This window comes from Streptomyces sp. NPDC026522 (assembly GCF_055567555.1).
In genome coordinates, this window is sequence record NZ_JBVHQF010000010.1 from 282739 (window position 1) to 298893 (window position 16155).

General features: G+C 71.8%; 12 protein-coding genes. 6 read left to right on the top strand and 6 right to left on the bottom strand.

The window, feature by feature from the left end; all coding sequences use genetic code 11:
* Positions 1 to 182: 182 nt before the first annotated feature.
* The gene (locus tag ACZ4M3_RS25980; protein WP_467736481.1) at positions 183 to 1262 is read left to right on the top strand and encodes a membrane dipeptidase; all 1080 of its coding nucleotides are present in this window, start codon (positions 183 to 185) and stop codon (positions 1260 to 1262) included.
* Between the two features lie 28 nt (positions 1263 to 1290).
* On the opposite strand, the gene ACZ4M3_RS25985 is transcribed toward ACZ4M3_RS25980, so the two are convergent.
* Both ACZ4M3_RS25985 and ACZ4M3_RS25990 read right to left on the bottom strand, forming a co-directional pair.
* Positions 1291 to 2592, bottom strand: coding sequence for a glycosyltransferase 87 family protein (locus ACZ4M3_RS25985; RefSeq protein ID WP_467736483.1), 1302 nt, complete (start codon positions 2590 to 2592; stop codon positions 1291 to 1293).
* A gap of 101 nt (positions 2593 to 2693) precedes the next feature.
* Positions 2694 to 4037 carry a UDP-glucose dehydrogenase family protein gene (locus ACZ4M3_RS25990; RefSeq protein WP_467736485.1) on the bottom strand — a complete coding sequence of 448 codons (1344 nt, stop codon included), beginning with the start codon at positions 4035 to 4037 and terminating at the stop codon, positions 2694 to 2696.
* A 239-nt stretch (positions 4038 to 4276) separates the two neighbouring features.
* On the opposite strand from ACZ4M3_RS25990, the gene ACZ4M3_RS25995 reads away from it, so the two are divergent.
* Both ACZ4M3_RS25995 and manB read left to right on the top strand, forming a co-directional pair.
* The gene (locus tag ACZ4M3_RS25995; RefSeq protein WP_453353931.1) at positions 4277 to 5434 is read left to right on the top strand and encodes an acyl-CoA dehydrogenase family protein; all 1158 of its coding nucleotides are present in this window, start codon (positions 4277 to 4279) and stop codon (positions 5432 to 5434) included.
* A 109-nt stretch (positions 5435 to 5543) separates the two neighbouring features.
* A complete protein-coding gene (gene manB / locus ACZ4M3_RS26000; protein WP_467736487.1) occupies positions 5544 to 6626 on the top strand; it encodes a mannose-1-phosphate guanylyltransferase in 1083 nt (360 codons plus the stop codon).
* 90 nt (positions 6627 to 6716) lie between these two features.
* Here the strand turns inward: manB and ACZ4M3_RS26005 are convergent, their stop codons facing one another.
* Both ACZ4M3_RS26005 and ACZ4M3_RS26010 read right to left on the bottom strand, forming a co-directional pair.
* Positions 6717 to 7853, bottom strand: a complete 1137-nt coding sequence (locus tag ACZ4M3_RS26005; protein WP_467736489.1) for an acyltransferase family protein — start codon at positions 7851 to 7853, stop codon at positions 6717 to 6719.
* A gap of 181 nt (positions 7854 to 8034) precedes the next feature.
* Complete coding sequence (locus tag ACZ4M3_RS26010) at positions 8035 to 9306, bottom strand: LCP family protein (RefSeq protein ID WP_467736491.1); 1272 nt, start codon at positions 9304 to 9306, stop codon at positions 8035 to 8037.
* A 106-nt stretch (positions 9307 to 9412) separates the two neighbouring features.
* On the opposite strand from ACZ4M3_RS26010, the gene ACZ4M3_RS26015 reads away from it, so the two are divergent.
* Positions 9413 to 9949 (top strand): acyl-CoA thioesterase, encoded by a 537-nt coding sequence (locus tag ACZ4M3_RS26015; RefSeq protein ID WP_467736493.1) that lies wholly within the window; start codon positions 9413 to 9415, stop codon positions 9947 to 9949.
* 103 nt (positions 9950 to 10052) lie between these two features.
* Positions 10053 to 11558: a glycosyltransferase family 39 protein gene (locus ACZ4M3_RS26020; protein ID WP_467736495.1), complete on the top strand. Its 1506-nt coding sequence runs from the start codon at positions 10053 to 10055 to the stop codon at positions 11556 to 11558.
* 15 nt (positions 11559 to 11573) lie between these two features.
* Here the strand turns inward: ACZ4M3_RS26020 and ACZ4M3_RS26025 are convergent, their stop codons facing one another.
* Complete coding sequence (locus ACZ4M3_RS26025) at positions 11574 to 13091, bottom strand: LCP family protein (RefSeq protein WP_467736497.1); 1518 nt, start codon at positions 13089 to 13091, stop codon at positions 11574 to 11576.
* 192 nt (positions 13092 to 13283) lie between these two features.
* Here ACZ4M3_RS26025 and ACZ4M3_RS26030 point away from each other — a divergent pair, with 192 nt between their 5' ends.
* Complete coding sequence (locus ACZ4M3_RS26030) at positions 13284 to 14327, top strand: glycosyltransferase family 2 protein (protein ID WP_467736499.1); 1044 nt, start codon at positions 13284 to 13286, stop codon at positions 14325 to 14327.
* 80 nt (positions 14328 to 14407) lie between these two features.
* Here the strand turns inward: ACZ4M3_RS26030 and ACZ4M3_RS26035 are convergent, their stop codons facing one another.
* The gene (locus ACZ4M3_RS26035; protein WP_467736501.1) at positions 14408 to 16096 is read right to left on the bottom strand and encodes an LCP family protein; all 1689 of its coding nucleotides are present in this window, start codon (positions 16094 to 16096) and stop codon (positions 14408 to 14410) included.
* Positions 16097 to 16155 lie beyond the last annotated feature (59 nt).

Genomic DNA, 16155 nt, shown 5'->3' on the forward strand with positions numbered 1-16155 from the left:
GATCCGTCGCACCCCCGCCCCGGATCCGTCGCACCCCCGCCCACCGGGGGCTCGGCGTTCCTGGGCCGCCCCGCGGTGCCACCCGAACGCCACATCCGCCGTGAACCCGCGCGCCCCGCGTGTCACCGTGGCCAGACGAACCCCGCTTCTCTCCCTGCTGCGCCGAGACCGGAGCGAACGCCATGGCCGACTTGCAGGACGAACCCCTCCAGAGCCCCGGCACCGACGTGGGCCCCGGCTCCCTGGGATCCGAAGACCTCGCCGCCCCGGGGGCGGCGACCGGAGCCCTGGACCGGGCCGCGGAACTGCTGGCCGAGCATCCCGTCGCCGACGGGTGCAACACCCTGGTGTGGACCCTGCGCCAGAGCCCGTACCACGACATCGACACCCCGGACCTCGGTGTCGACACCGACATCCCGAGGCTGCGCGCCGGCGGGGTCGGGGCCCAGTTCTGGTCCCTGCTGACGCCGAGCGGGGCGCCGGCCGCCGACCAGGTGGTGTCCGACACCCTGGAGCAGATCGACGTGGCGCTGTCCCTCGTGCGCCGCTACCCCGACAGCCTGTGCCTCGCGCTGACCCCCGACGACATGGCGGACGCCCGCAACCGGGGCCGGATCGCCGCGTTCCTCGGCCCGGTGCCCGGCCGTACGCTGACCGGCTCGCTGGGGACGCTGCGCGCCTTCCACGCGCTGGGCGTACGGATCCTCGCGCCCGCCGGGGCGCCGTGGGCCCGGGAGGGCCTGACCGTCTTCGGCCACGAGGTGGTCAAGGAGATGAACCGGCTGGGGATGCTGCTCGACCTGGCGGGCTGCCCGTCGGCGGTGGCCTGCCAGCTCGCGGGCGCCTCCAAGTCGCCGGTCATCATCTCGCACACCGGCGCCGCCGCCCTCAACCCGCATCCGGGGAACGTGACCGACGAGGTGCTGCTCGCGCTGCGCGCGGCGGGCGGGCTGGCGATGGTCACCTTCGACACCGAGCGGACCGGTGACTCCCTGCACGCGGTGGCGGACCACGTGGACCACGTACGGGCACTCGCGGGCCCGAACGGCGTCGGCCTCGGCGCCGCGTTCGGGGCCGAACCCGGCAGCCCCCGCCCCGCCGGGCTGACCGACCCCTCGGGCTACCCGAGGCTGGTCGCCGAACTGCTGGAGCGGGGCTGGACGGAGCCCGATCTGGCCCTGCTCACCTGGGGCAATGCCCAACGGGTGCTGCGCGACGCGGAGTTCACCGCCCGCGCCGCCCAACACCGCCGCCCGGTCTAGCGGGCCGCCGGGTCAGCCGTCCGCCGGGTCAGCCGTCCGCCGGGGCCGGCCCGGCGCCGGCGGCGGGCGGGACGGTCGCCTTCCACAGCCGGATGCCGGACCAGACGGTCGCGTAGAGCAGCATGCCGTTGCGGGCGCACAGCAGGACGGTCCCGGTCCAGGTGTTCTGCAGGACGTCGCCGTACCAGACGGGGAAGATCAGCGACGTGAGCAGCGCGATCGCGGCCAGCAGCCACGCGACCGGGCGCTGGGTGGTGTGCCGGGAGGTCAGGCAGACGGCCGCGAGGCCGAGCAGCCAGATCATGTACTGCGGGCTGATGACGCGGCTGGTCACCGTGAACACCATGATCGCGCAGAGCGCGGCGTCCAGCGGGGTCGCCGTCGTCCAGCGACGGGCCTTGACGCGCCACAGGACCAACAGCAGGAAGCCGACCGCGGTGAGGGCGAGCGAGGCCCGCGCGATGGCCGGGACGTAGGGGCCGACGTACTCGAAGGCGCCGTACTGGAAGTCGATCTTCCCGGGCCAGGCCTTCGTCTTCATGGCCAGCATCAGCGCCGAACCGCCGAGGGACTCGATCTGGACGCCGCGGTCCCCCTGGTTGCCGAGGAAGCCCAGGGAGTCCCGGAAGAGGACCGCGAAGACGGCCAGCAGCGCGACGCAGGACAGCGCGGCCGCGATGACCGCCTCCCGCCCGGACTTGCCGCGCGGCACCCCCAGCAGGGCGAGCAGCGGCCACACCTTGACCATGGCGCCGATGCCCGCGATCACCCCGCCGAGCCGCGGGCGGTGGCGCAGGCACAGCAGCGAACCGACCGCGAGCAGCGTCACCTGGACGTCGTAGCGCGCGAACGGCGTCGCCATCAGCAGCGGCAGCGCACCCAGCCAGAGCAGGGCGCCGGCCGGGCTGCCGTCGCCGCGGCGGGCGGCGCGGAGCAGCCCGACGAGGATGAGACCGTCGCAGAGCACCGTCAGCGCGACGAAGGCCTGGAAGTAGCTGAGGAACGGCAGCAGGTCGGGCGAGAGGAAGACCGCCGCGGCGGCCGGCGGGTACTGCCACATGATGTCGTCGTGCGGCATCGACCAGGTGACGAGGACGTCGTACCAGTTGTGGTAGGTCCCGGTGACCTCCACGCGCACCAGGTTCGAGCCGTAGAAGTCGTGTACGAGCATCCACAGCATCAGCGCCCGGGTGGCCAGCCAGCACCCCCCGATGCCGAGCAGCGCGCCGCGTCCGCGCACGGCTGCTCCCAAGGATCGCCGCCCGCCGGGTGCGGCGGGCGCCGTCGCGCCGGGGCGGGGGGCGGTCGGAGGGCTGCTGGTCGCGGTCATCGGCCGCCACTCTACCGATGCGCCCCCGCCCGCGGCCGGACCCGTCAGCGGCCCGGGGCGGGTCAGGTCCCCGGCCCGGGTCAGGTCAGCGCCCCGGCAGGTCAGGCGCGGGGGCGGCCCATCGCGCGGTAGGTCCAGCCGGCGCCCCGCCACAGGTCGGGATCGAGCGCGTTGCGGCCGTCCAGGACCAGCCGGTCGGTGACGACCTCGCCCAGCGCGGCCGGGTCCAGCTCGCGGAACTCCCGCCACTCGGTGAGGTGCAGGACCACCTCCGCGCCCCGGGCCGCCGCGACGGCGGACTCGGCGTACCCCAGGGTCGGGAAGACGCGTCGCGCGTTGTCCATGCCCTTCGGGTCGTAGACGGTGACCTGGCCGCCCTGGAGGTGGATCTGCCCGGCCACGTTCAGCGCGGGGGAGTCGCGCACGTCGTCGGAGTCCGGCTTGAAGGTGGCGCCGAGCACCGCGACGCGCTTGCCGAGGAAGGAGCCGCCGACCGCCTCGCGTGCCAGCTCCACCATGTGCCCGCGGCGGCGCATGTTGATGGAGTCGACCTCGCGCAGGAACGTCAGCGCCTGGTCCGCGCCCAGCTCGCCGGCCCGGGCCATGAACGCCCGGATGTCCTTGGGCAGGCAGCCGCCCCCGAAGCCGATCCCGGCCCGCAGGAACTTGGACCCGATCCGCTCGTCGTAGCCGATCGCCTCCGCCAGCTTCACCACGTCACCGCCGGCCGCCTCGCACACCTCGGCCATCGCGTTGATGAAGGAGATCTTCGTCGCGAGGAAGGAATTGGCGGCCGTCTTGACCAGCTCCGCGGTCGGGAAGTCCGTCACCACCAGCGGCGTGCCCTCCGACATCGGCGTCTCGTAGACCTCCCGCAGCACCTTCTCGCCGCGGTCGCCCTGGACGCCGATCACGATCCGGTCCGGGTGCAGGGTGTCCTGGACCGCGAAGCCCTCGCGCAGGAACTCCGGGTTCCACGCCAGCTCCGCGTCCGCGCCCGCGGGGGCCAGCGCCGCCAGCTTGGCGGCGAGCCGCTCCGCCGAGCCGACCGGCACCGTGGACTTGCCGACGACCAGTACGGACCGGGTCAGGTGCGGGGCCAGCGACTCCAGCGCGGAGTCCACGTACGACATGTCGCAGGCGTACTCGCCGTGCTTCTGCGGAGTGTTCACGCACAGGAAGTGGACGTCGCCGAAGGCGCCGACCTCCTCCCACGACCGGGTGAAGCGCAGCCGCCCCGACGACCCCGGCAGCCCGGCCACGTGCGCGCCCAGCAGCTCCTCCAGCCCGGGCTCGTACATCGGGACCCGGCCCGCGGCCAGCATCTCGATCTTCTCCGGCACCACGTCCAGGCCCAGCACCTCGAAGCCCAGCTCGGCCATGGCGGCGGCGTGCGTCGCGCCGAGGTAGCCGGTGCCGATCACAGTGATCTTGAGGGGGGCCATGGGTGCTCCAGAGGTGCGGGGCCGTTTGCGGCCACTGAGCATAGTCGGGCCCGCCCCGGGGGACGCTCCCCGTGAACCCACCGGGCGCCCCCGCTGTCACGCAGCTCACGTACGCCGTACATATCGCTGCCCTGACGCCGGAGACTAAGCTTCGGGTTACTTAACGGTAGTTAGCATCACGGATCGTGCGCCGGCACCCGCGGCGCGCACCACGCATCACACCTGGGGAGTGAGAGATCTTGGCGGGTTCTGCCGACTTCGACCTGTACCGCCCGGCCGAGGAGCACGACATGCTCCGCGAGTCCGTCCGCTCGCTCGCCGAGGCGAAGATCCTGCCGTTCGCCGCGGCGGTCGACGAGGAGTCCCGCTTCCCGCAGGAGGCCCTCGACGCGCTGGTCGCCAACGACCTGCACGCCGTCCACGTGCCCGAGACCTACGGCGGCGCCGGCGCCGACGCGCTCGCCACGGTGATCGTGATCGAGGAAGTGGCCCGCGTCTGCGCCTCCTCGTCGCTGATCCCGGCCGTGAACAAGCTCGGCTCGCTCCCGGTGATCCTCTCCGGCTCGGAGGAGCTGAAGGCCAAGTACCTCGGCCCGCTGGCCAAGGGCGACGCGATGTTCTCGTACGCCCTCTCCGAGCCCGACGCGGGCTCCGACGCGGCCGGCATGAAGACCCGCGCGGTGCGCGACGGCGACTTCTGGGTGCTCAACGGAGTCAAGCGCTGGATCACCAACGCGGGCGTCTCCGAGTACTACACCGTCATGGCGGTCACCGACCCGGAGAAGCGCTCCAAGGGCATCAGCGCCTTCGTCGTGGAGAAGGGCGACGAGGGCGTCTCCTTCGGCGCCCCCGAGAAGAAGCTCGGCATCAAGGGCTCCCCGACCCGCGAGGTCTACCTCGACAACGTCCGCATCCCCGCGGACCGCATGATCGGCGCCGAGGGCACCGGCTTCGCCACCGCCATGAAGACCCTGGACCACACCCGCATCACCATCGCGGCCCAGGCCCTCGGCATCGCCCAGGGCGCCCTGGACTACGCGAAGGGGTACGTCCAGGAGCGCAAGCAGTTCGGCAAGCCGATCGGCGACTTCCAGGGCGTGCAGTTCATGCTCGCGGACATGGCCATGAAGATCGAAGCCGCCCGCCAGCTCACGTACTCGGCGGCCGCCAAGTCCGAACGCGTCGATGCCGACCTGACGTTCTTCGGCGCCGCCGCCAAGTGCTTCGCCTCCGACGTGGCCATGGAGGTCACCACGGACGCCGTCCAACTCCTCGGCGGCTACGGCTACACCCGCGACTACCCGGTCGAGCGCATGATGCGCGATGCCAAGATCACCCAGATCTATGAAGGCACGAACCAGGTCCAGCGCATCGTGATGGCGCGCAACCTGCCGTAATACCCACATCGGGCCGGAGGAGGTGAAGTCAGCCGCCTCCGGCCTTCGTGCGTCTCGGCATGGGCTAAATTTGGACCTTCGTATGCCCGAACCGGCAGGGGAGAAAGCAATGGCGGAAGCGATCCTGCTGGTTGGCGGGCAGGGGACGCGGCTGCGTCCCGTGACCGTGAACACCCCCAAGCCGATGGTTCCGGCCGCGGGTGTTCCGTTCCTCGCCCACCAGATAGCGAGGGCCGCTGCCGCCGGTGTCACCCACATCGTGATGGCGACCTGCTACCTGGCCGAGGTCTTCGAGCCCTACTTCGGCGACGGATCGGCCTTCGGCCTCACCCTTGAGTACGTGGTGGAGGACGAACCCCTCGGTACCGGCGGCGCCATCCGCAACGCCGCCCAGCGGCTGACGGGCGGCCCGGACGCCCCGGTCCTCGTCTTCAACGGCGACATCCTCACCGGTCTGGACATCGCCGGTTTGGTCGAGTCCCACCAGGCGGCCGGGGCGGACGTCTCCCTGCACCTGGTGCGGGTCCAGGACCCGCGTGCCTTCGGCCTGGTCCCGACCGACCCCGAGGGGCGGGTGCTGGCCTTCATCGAGAAGCCGCAGACCGCCGAGGACATCGTCACGGACCAGATCAACGCCGGATGCTACGTCTTCCGCCGCAGTGTCATCGACGCCATTCCGGCCGGTCGGCCGGTATCCGTCGAGCGGGAGACCTTCCCCGGTCTACTCGCTTCCGGTGCCAAGTTGCACGGTGTCACCGAGGACACCTACTGGCTGGACCTCGGTAAGCCCGAGTCCTTCGTCCAGGCCTCCGCCGACCTCGTCCGTGGAATCGTCTCCTCCCCGGCGGTCCCCGGACCGCGCGGTGAGGCCCTCGTACTCCCGGGTGCCGAGGTGGCGGAGGGTGCCAAGCTGTCGGGCGGTACCGTGGTCGGGGCCGGCGCCCGGATCGAGGCGGGGGCGGTCGTCCAGGGCTCCATCGTCCTGGACGGGGCGATCATCGGTGCCGACACCATCGTGAACGCCAGTCTGATCGGCGCCCGCGCTTCGGTGGGTACGCGCACGGTCCTGGACGGCGCGGTCGTCGGAGACGGCGCCGTCGTAGGGGCTGACAACGAACTTCGCGCAGGGGCGCGGGTGTGGTGCGAGGCCCAACTGCCGTCCGCGTCCGTCCGCTTCTCCTCGGACCGGTGACCGGCATGCTCGGCGTGGCCCGCTCATAGGCGCCCGCGTCCATGACGAGGGGCACCCCGCGACGGGGTGCCCCTTTCGTGCGTCCGGCGTTCAGGCGCGCGCCGGCCGGCTCTCCAGCCACTGCTTCAGCAGCCGGGCGGACGGGCGTTCCACGTAGCGCTGGATCAGCCACGAGGCCAGCAGTATCACCGCGACCGCCGACAGCAGCAGCGTCCACGGTTCGACGTCGCGGTGCCACTGCCGCAGCAGGGTGATCCCGATCTGCTGGTGCAGCAGGTACAGCGGGTACGACATCGCGCCGCCCACCGACAGCCAGCGCCAGTCGATCCGGTCGAGCCACCGCAGGGCCACGGCCGCCATGACGAGGTAGCAGACGCTCACCACGGCCAGGCAGGCCTCCCAGGACAGCCGGTCCCCCTTGACGGTGTTCCAGGCGACGATGTCGTTGAGCCAGCGCTGCATCAGCAGCCACGACAGGCCCAGCAGCGCCCACGGCTCGCCGGCGCGCGAGCCCTCGCGGCGGATCAGGAAGAAGCAGATCCCGGAGACGAACAGCGGCGAGTAGACCGGGTTGGCCAGGGTGTCGAGGAGCGGCAGTCCGGACGTCGGCGCCAACAGGGAGGCGACGGTCCAGATCCAGCAGAAGTTCAGCACTTTGCGGTAGGTCAGTCCTGTCCAGGTGACCACGGCGAAGAGCAGGTAGAACCTGACCTCGGACCAGAGCGTCCAGTAGGACATGTCCAGTTGGCCGCTCCCCAGCGGGGTCTGGAACATCGTCAGGTTGGTCAGGACCTGGCTCAGCCCGGGCCCGGCGCCGCCGAACGGCTTGCCGTCGACGAGCAGGACGGCCGTCGTGACCAGCACGCAGAACCAGTAGGCCGGTCCGAGCCGGACCACCCGGCTGCGCAGGTAGCCGCCCAGCGGCCGGCCCCACGCCGACATGCAGATGACGAAGCCGCTGATCATGAAGAACAGTTCGACGCCGAGCCAGCTGTACCGGCCGCCCGTGGTCAGCCAGCCGAAGGCGTCGTGCCCCCAGATCTCCTGGCGGGTGTAGTGGTGGAAGAGCACGGCCGCCGCCGCGACGACGCGCAGCCCGTCCAGGACGCGCAGCCGCGCCCCGGACACCGGTCCGACCGCCGTCTGGCCGGGGATGATGGGCTTCGCGAGGTGGTCACCGTCTGGCTGCGGCCGGCGGAAGGCGCGCGGGGACGGGTGCAGGGACATGGACGCTCCAGAGCCATGAAGGACGCCCGTCCGGTTCCGTGCCGCAGCGACAGCACGGACTCCCGGACTTCCCCCCGGCGCGTGAGCCGCAACAGTTGTACGGCAACCTATCGGACCGTCCCCGTACCCCCGGCGCACGCCGTTCCTGCGCGCCGCCCCGCACGCCGTCGGGGCCGCCCGGTCAGCGGCTCTGCACGGTGACCTTCTCGTCGTTCTGGATCTGCTTCACCAGCTGCTGCACCTTGGCCTTGTCCCAGATCAGGTTGCCGCCGCGCTCACCGGAGATGGGCATGTTCATCGACACGCCGTCACCGCCGTTGACGCCCTTCATGGCGAAGAACATCTGACCCATGTCCCACAGGCCCATGTCCTTGTCCACGATGACCGTGTCCAGGCCCGCGCCCATCACCGGGTACAGGGCGAAGGGGTTGAGGATCGTGGCCGGGGTCGCCGCCTGACTGGCCAGGGCCGACAGGAACTTCTGCTGGTTCTTGGTCCGTTGCAGGTCCGACTCGGCGAAGGCGTAGCGGGTACGGACGAACGCCAGGGACTGGCTGCCGTTCAGGGTCTGCCGGCCGGCCTTGAAGTCGGCTCCGGACTTCTCGTCCTTGAACCCCTTCTCGATGTTCAGTTCCACGCCGCCCAGCGCGTCCACGATGTTCGCGAAGCCGGCGAAGCCGATCTCCGCGTAGTGGTCGATGCGCAGGCCGGTGTTGAACTCGATCGTGCGCACCAGCAGCTCCGGGCCGTCCTCCGCGTACGCCGCGTTGAGCTTGACCCGGCGGCCCTGGGCGGGGAACTTCTTCCCGGACTGCGATCCGACGAAGGACGGGATCTCCACGTCCGAGTCGCGCGGCAGCGAGACCATCGTGTTCCCGCTGGAGCACTTCGCGAGGATCATCATCGAGTCGGTGCGCTTGCCCTCGGCGGAGCCGGTGTGGAGCTTCTTCTTCTCCTCGTCGGACATGCCCTCGCGGCTGTCGGAGCCCACGATGAGGTACGTGGTGCAGGCGCCCTCCTTCGGGCGCTCGATGACCTTGGCGAGGTCCACCTCGCGGCGCACCTTGGAGTCGGCCCAGAAGTAGGTGCCGACCGTGGTGACCACCAGGGCGGAGACGAGGACGATCGCGCCGATCTTGATCCGCTTGCGCCAGTCGACGACGACGCGGACGGGTACGGGGCCGTCGCCGCCGCCCTGTCCCGGGCGGCGCGGGCCGCCCGGCGGACGCCCGGCGCCGCCGCCGGCGGGCGTGCCGTAGACCTGTCCGGTGTTGTAGCCGCTGTCGTAGCCGCCGGGGCTCTGCGTCTGCTGCGGCGGCACACCGTACGTGGGCTGCCGCACCGGGGGGTCGACGGGCGGCCGCGGCGGGCCGGGCTGCCGGACGGGCGGCTGCTGCTGCCGCTGGATGTGCCGCATCCGCTGCGGACCCTCGGGCTCGGGCCAGTCATTCATGTGCCCAAGGATGCCTTCCCGGCCGAGCCCCCCGACAGCCCGGTGGGCACTTCGTACCGGTGCTGTTGCAGAGCTGATGCTTCCGGGACCGCTCTAAGGTGTCCGTATGACAGAGATAGCGGGCGACCCCGCGGGCAAGCCGACCTCGGCTTCCCGCACCACCCTCAGCCACATCATGACCGCCAACGACACGAACCTCCTGGGAACGGTCCACGGCGGGGTGATCATGAAGCTGGTGGACGACGCGGCCGGCGCCGTGGCCGGGCGCCACTCGGGCGGTCCCGCGGTCACCGCGTCCATGGACGAGATGGTCTTCCTCGCCCCGGTCCGCGTCGGCGACCTCGTCCACGTCAAGGCCCAGTGCAACTGGACCGGCCGTACCTCCATGGAGATCGGCGTACGGGTGCTGGCCGAACGCTGGAACGAATCCACCCCCGCCACCCAGGTCGGCAGCGCCTACCTCGTCTTCGCGGCGGTCGACGGCGAGGGCAAGCCGCGCGTCGTGCCGCCCGTCCTCCCGGAGACGGAGCAGGACGAGCGGCGCTTCCAGGAGGCCCAGATCCGCCGCACCCACCGCCTCGCCCGCCGCCAGGCCATCATGGAGCTCCGCGAGCGCCGGTCGGCGGACGGGCTCGACGACTGACGTCGTGAGCGGGGACTGATCTACCCTGGCACATCGAGACCGGTCCGGACTCCTATGCGCCGGCGCACCGCAGCCATCCCGATGGTCCCGAAGGTATGAGCAGATGACGAGCAGGAGCACGGTTGCCACGCCGGAGGCCGGGCCGGCCCGCCGCGTGACGCGCATGGCGAGGAGCGGCCCGCGGACCTCGGCGGCGGCGCGCTTCGACTGGTTGTGGGCGGCCCTGCTGACCCTCGCCGTCACCGTGCACGGCAGCGGTGGAGTACAGCCCTGGCGCGACGAGTTGGCCAGTTGGAGCGCCGCTTCGCGCAGTACCGGTGAGCTGATCCGGACGCTCGGCAACGTGGACGCGGTCTCCGGCCTCTACTACCTGCTCCTCCATTTCTGGACAGCCGCGTTCGGCGACTCCGAGACGATGCTGCGCATGCCGTCGGCGCTCGCCATGGCCGCGGCGGCGGCGTTCGTCGTACTGACGGGCCGCCGGCTCTTCGACCGGCGTACCGCCGTCTTCGCCGGCCTGCTCTTCGCCCTGCTCCCGTCGGTCTCCCGGTACGGGCAGGAGGCGCGGTCGTACGCGTTCGCCCTGCTGGCGGTCACCGCCGCCACCTGGCTGCTGATGCGGGCGCTCGACCGTCCGACGCTGCGGCGCTGGGCCCCGTACGCCCTCGCGGTGGCACTGGCCGGCCTGTTCCACATGGTGTCGCTGCTCTGCCTGCTACCGCACGCGCTGATCGTGGTGCTGCGCCGGCCCGGCGGCCGCACCATCGGTGCCTACGGCCTGACGACCGCGGTCGCGCTGCTGCCCATGATCCCGCTGGTGCTGCTGGGGCAGCGCCAGGCCGACCGGCAGATCGGCTGGATCAAGACCCCGCACCTGCGGAGCCTCGCCCCCGTCTGGAATGCCCTCTACGGCAGCCCGCTGATCGCTCTCGCGGTCGCGGCGGCGGCGCTGCTCCCGCTCGCCTGGACCCGGGGCCGGCGACCCGCGCTGGAGCTCGGCCTGATCGGAGCGGTCCCCATCGCGGCCGACTTCCTCGTCTCGCAGGGCAGCACCTCGTACTTCGTGGACCGCTACCTGCTGTTCACCGTCCCCGCCTGGGTGGTGCTGGCCGCCGCCGGGCTGGCCGCGGTCAAGCCGAAGGCGGTGGGCGCGGCCGGGCTGGCCGCCATCCTGCTCCTCGGTCTCCCGGACCAGCGCCAGCTCCGCACGGAGTTCGTGAAGGCGCGCATCGACGGCGAGGCGGCCGCGCACACCATCGCCGCGGGCTACCGGCCGGGGGACGGTTTCGTGCCCCTCCGGGGTGCCGAAAGCGTGTACATGATCGACTTGCAGGTGGAGTACTTCCTTCCCGACCGCGTCAAGCTCCGTGACGTGTTCTCGGAGCGCACCGCGGTGCAGCGCGACGACCTGTTCCCGCAGGAGTGCCCGCAGCCCGTCGCGTGCCTCGACACCACCCGCCGGATCTGGGTCGTCACCTTGAGCGGGACGGACGACCCGTACCACAAGCTCCCCGAGCAGCAGGCGAAGGCGCTGGCGAGCCACTACAAGGTGCTGCGCAAGACCAACGTCAAGGGCCTCCAGGTGTCCCTGCTGGAGCGGACGAAGTAGGACCGGAGTGCGCCGCTACTTGCCGCAGTTCACCTGGTCTCCCGTGGCCGCCGCGAAGGGGCCCTCGTAGGGGTCGTCCTCGCGGACCGGCAGGACCTTCTTGTAGTCCGTGCCCGCCGTCACCAGGACCGTGCGGCCCTGGCCCGGGACGGCGCGCAGCTCGCTGCCCGGCAGGGCCGTGGCCACCGTGCGCGCCGAGCGGTCCCAGCGGGGGTCGTAGGTGATCACCGTGCGCTTGACGTCCCGGCGGGCCGCGCCGCCCGGGCGGCCGGTGGTGTCGAAGCCGGTGGCGCGCAGCGCGGCGTCCACCCGGCCGCCGAGCCCCTCGATCCGGGTGCCGTTCTCCACCTGGACCCGGATCTGGTCGGGCGGGACGTCGACCGGGACGGCCGCCGGGGGACGACTGCCGGGCCGGTCGGCCGGGGGGTGCTGCCCGGTCGGGGCGCCGGCCAGGGGCCGGTCCTCGCGGAGCGCCTCGAAGAGCTTGGCCGCCTTCGGCTCGTCCCACTTCACGGTCGAGCCGATCCCCTTGACCTCGTACGAGGTGTCGCCGACCGGCACCGAGGCGAACTCCGAGGAGGACGGGGTGAAGCCGCGCATCGCCTGGCCCAGCGCCAGCATCTGCTCCGAACCGAAGTCCCGGTCGGCCCGCACCGAGCCCAGCAGCGTCGAGCTGAGCTGCTTGAACTTCACCGGGTTCAGCAGCACCCCGCTGCCGGTGGCCTGCTTGATCAGAGCGGCGACGAACCGCTGCTGGCGCTGCATCCGGCCGAGGTCCGCGGCCCCGTCGACATGGCGCGAGCGCACGTACTGCAGGGCCTGGCCGCCCGTGAGGCGGTGGGTGCCGGGCAGCAGCTCCAGGCCGGTGTAGCTGTCGCGCATCGTCTTGGCGGTGCAGATCTCCACGCCGCCCACCGCGTCGACGGTCTTCATGAAGCTGGTGAAGTCCACCTCCAGGTAGTGGTCGATCTTCACCCGGGTCATGTTCTCCACGGTCCGCACGGTCAGGCCGGGGCCGCCTTCCGAGTACGCGGCGTTCAGTTTGATCGGGTGCGGCTGGTGCGCTTCGCCGGTGTTCTGGTCCTGGTGGGCGGGGACCTCCGCGTAGCTGTCCCGGGGCAGGCTGATCACGCTCGCCCGGTCCCGGTCGGCGGACAGGTGCACCAGCATGATCGTGTCCGTGCAGTGGCAGGGCGCCCCGCCGAGGCGGTACTCCCGCTTCTCCTCCGGGGTGATCTTGTCGCGCCCGTCCGTGCCGACGAGCAGGAAGTTCATCCCGTGCCCGGCCTGCGGGCGGTTCTTCATGTCCTTGAACGGGTCCACCCGGTCGATCCCGGTGTCCAGCCCGGTCATCACGGCGTGCCCGACGGCTCCGGAGGCGAGCACCACCAGCGCCAGGCCGCCCGCGAGCCGCACCCCCCAGCGGGGCCTGACCCCGGGGCGCCGGACCGGGCCGCCGCCACCACCGCCGTGCGGCGCGCGCCGGGGCGGCCGTGGCCTGGCGGGACGGGTGGGACGGTGCGGCTGGGGCACGGGGGACACCTCCGCGGGGAACAGCAGGGACGAATGCGCCGATGTCGGCAGGTATGTCGGCCATGAGGGATTTGCTGATCGTCAGAACAGTAGGCCCATACGACCGGCGTCCGTCCGTACCGCTCGTCCGCCGCGCACCCGGTTCCCCCGTACGCGGTAACGTGACACCGATACCCGACCGTGAAGGACCACATGCCCGCCCAGCAGCCCGCAGTCTCGGTGATCATGCCGGTACTCAACGAGGAGCGCCACCTGCGTGACTCCGTCCGGCACATCCTCGGCCAGGAGTACGCAGGCGAGATGGAGGTGGTGATCGCACTCGGGCCGTCCACGGACCGCACCGACGAGATCGCCGCCGAGCTCGTGCGCGAAACCGCGTCCAACGAACGAGCCCGCGTCCACACCGTCCCGAACCCCACCGGCCGCACCCCGGCCGCCCTCAACGCAGCCATCAAGGCCTCGCGTCACCCGATCGTGGTACGCGTCGACGGCCACGGCATGCTCTCCCCGAACTACATCGCCACCGCCGTCCGGCTCCTGGAGGAGACCGGCGCGCAGAACGTCGGCGGCATCATGCACGCCGAGGGCGAGAACGCCTGGGAGGACGCCGTCGCCGCCGCGATGACGTCGAGGATCGGCGTCGGCAACGCGGCCTTCCACACCGGCGGCGAGGCCGGCCCGGCCGAGACCGTCTACCTGGGCGTCTTCCGCCGCGAAGCGCTGGAGCAGCAGGGCGGCTACAACGAGGAGTTCATCCGCGCCCAGGACTGGGAGCTGAACTTCCGCATCCGCGAGGCCGGCGGGCTCATCTGGTTCTCGCCCGAGCTGAAGGTCCAGTACCGCCCGCGGCCCTCCGTACGGGCGCTCGCCAAGCAGTACAAGGACTACGGGCGCTGGCGCCACGTGGTGGCGCGCTACCACTCGGGCTCGATCAACCTGCGCTACCTGGCCCCGCCGACCGCCGTCTGCGCCATCGCGGCCGGGCTGGTGGCGGGCGCCGTGCTGACCCCCTGGGCCTTCGCCGTCCCGGCCGGCTACCTCGCGGCCATCACCGCGGGCTCCGTCCCGGCCGGCAAGGGGCTCTCCCTCAAGGCCCGGGCGCAGATCCCGGTGGCCCTGGCGACCATGCACATGTGCTGGGGCTTCGGCTTCCTGACCAGCCCCCGCGCGCTGGCGGCCAAGGTCATCGCCAGCCGCCGCCCCTCGGTGCGGAGCGACACCCCGTCGGGGGTCTGAGCCGCCGAACGGCCCGAACGCGAAGGGGTGGCCCCGGTCCGCAGCGGACCGGGGCCACCCCTTCGCGTTCGGGGCTCAGCTCACCACCGGTAGGGCTTGTACACGTCCATGCACTGTCCCGCGTCCGCGCCGTTGATCGCCTCGGCCGTGTCCGGGACCGACCCGGCCGCCGGGGGAGCCTGCAGCGGGTACGCGGTCCCCTCGCGCCAGTCGGCGCCCACGATCAGGGTGATCCGGGAGACGTCGGCCGACTGCTGCACCGCACTCGCCGGGATGCCGAGCGCCGCCGCGACGCTCTGCGCCTCGTCGGCCAGGTCCGTGCCCGGATAGCGGACCACGGTGGTCTTCTCCGGGATCAGCGCGCTGTCCGCCTTCGCCCCGGTGAAGCCCTTGCCGACCAGCGCCCCCGCGACCACCGAGGCCCGCTGCGGCGCGAGCGGCATCCCGGCGGCCGTGCCGTTGACCACGTGCACGGTGATCTTGTCGGGGGTGGTGACCGGCTGCTGCGACGCGTCCCCGCCCGGCGCGGCCGGGGTGGGCTGGGCGGCCGGCTGGCTCGGCTGCGGGCTCGGGGAGGCCTGGGCATCGCCGTTCTTGTCGAACGCCACGTCCTTACGGACCATCGTCCACAGCTTGTCGGCGTCGACCGGGTTCACGACCAGCCGGTCCCGGTCCCGGGGGTCCTGGAACGTCGGCATCGTCGTCATCGTGATGCGGTTCACCGGTACGTCCTTGAGCTGCATCGTCAGGTTGTACAGCTTCTTGACCGAGCCGATCTCCTCGGACACCTCCAGCGCCTTCGTGCCCGCCTCCGCCAGGGCCGTGATCCGGCCGACGTCGGTGAAGGCGTTCTGGCTCTTCAGCTCCCGCATCATCGAGTTCATGTACATGTGCTGGGCCTGCGCCCGGCCCAGGTCGCTGCTGAACGCGTGCCGGGTGCGCAGCCACTGGAGCGCCTGCTCGCCCTTGACCTTGGTGACGCCCGCCTTGAGCTTGAGGCCGGAGCCGCCGCTGGAGGTGGGCAGGGGGCGGTCCCAGACGTTGTCCTTCACGCAGACGTCGACGCCGCCGATCGCGTCCGCCATCTGCACGACCCCGGCGAAGTCGATCATCATCCAGTGGTCGATGTAGATGTTGGTCAGCTTCTCCCAGGTGGCCAGGGTGCAGCCGGGGCCCCCGCGGCCGAGGGACTCGTTGATCATCGCGTTGGTCTTCTTGAACTTCTCGCCGGACTTCGGGTCCGTGCACTCGGGTATGTCCACCCGGGTGTCGCGCGGGATGCTGACCACCGAGGCGTTCCGCCGGTCGGCCGAGACGTGCAGGAGCATCTGCACGTCGGCGAGTGGGGGCGCCCCGATGCTGTCCCGGCTGCCGCCGAGTTCCACGTTCTCCGGCTTGTTCCGGCTGTCCGAGCCGATCAGCAGGATGTTCAGCGGACGCTGGCCCTTGGCGTTCGCCTCGGACTTGGCCACACCGCTGTCACCGCTCAGCCGCTGGCCGCTGCGGATGTTGCCGTCGAGGTGCCGGTAGTACAGGTACCCGGCCGCCGACGTCGCGAGGATCAGGAACGCCAGGACCGAGGCCACCCAGAACAGCGCGCGCCGGCGGCGCCTGCGGACGGGCCGTCCGCCGCCGCCGGGGGGCCGGGCCCCCGCGGAGCCCGACCGCGGTGGGGGCACGACGCCGGTCGCGCCCCGACCGCCACCGGGTATGCCGTCGCCGGTGGCCTGGTCGGGCGCCCCCTCTCCACGCACGCTGCTGTGCCTCACGCGTCCCCCCTCAAGATCACAATGGTCGGTATGGTGCCGGTCCTACCGGCTACCGGCCG

Bases quoted from the DNA above. Each gene is read 5' to 3' on its own strand.
- ACZ4M3_RS25980 (WP_467736481.1), top strand. From the start codon at position 183: ATGGCCGACTTGCAGGACGAACCCCTCCAGAGCCCCGGCACCGACGTG.
- ACZ4M3_RS25985 (WP_467736483.1), bottom strand. From the start codon at position 2,592: ATGACCGCGACCAGCAGCCCTCCGACCGCCCCCCGCCCCGGCGCGACG.
- ACZ4M3_RS25990 (WP_467736485.1), bottom strand. From the start codon at position 4,037: ATGGCCCCCCTCAAGATCACTGTGATCGGCACCGGCTACCTCGGCGCG.
- manB (WP_467736487.1), top strand. From the start codon at position 5,544: ATGGCGGAAGCGATCCTGCTGGTTGGCGGGCAGGGGACGCGGCTGCGT.
- ACZ4M3_RS26005 (WP_467736489.1), bottom strand. From the start codon at position 7,853: ATGTCCCTGCACCCGTCCCCGCGCGCCTTCCGCCGGCCGCAGCCAGAC.
- ACZ4M3_RS26010 (WP_467736491.1), bottom strand. From the start codon at position 9,306: ATGAATGACTGGCCCGAGCCCGAGGGTCCGCAGCGGATGCGGCACATC.
- ACZ4M3_RS26015 (WP_467736493.1), top strand. From the start codon at position 9,413: ATGACAGAGATAGCGGGCGACCCCGCGGGCAAGCCGACCTCGGCTTCC.
- ACZ4M3_RS26020 (WP_467736495.1), top strand. From the start codon at position 10,053: ATGACGAGCAGGAGCACGGTTGCCACGCCGGAGGCCGGGCCGGCCCGC.
- ACZ4M3_RS26030 (WP_467736499.1), top strand. From the start codon at position 13,284: ATGCCCGCCCAGCAGCCCGCAGTCTCGGTGATCATGCCGGTACTCAAC.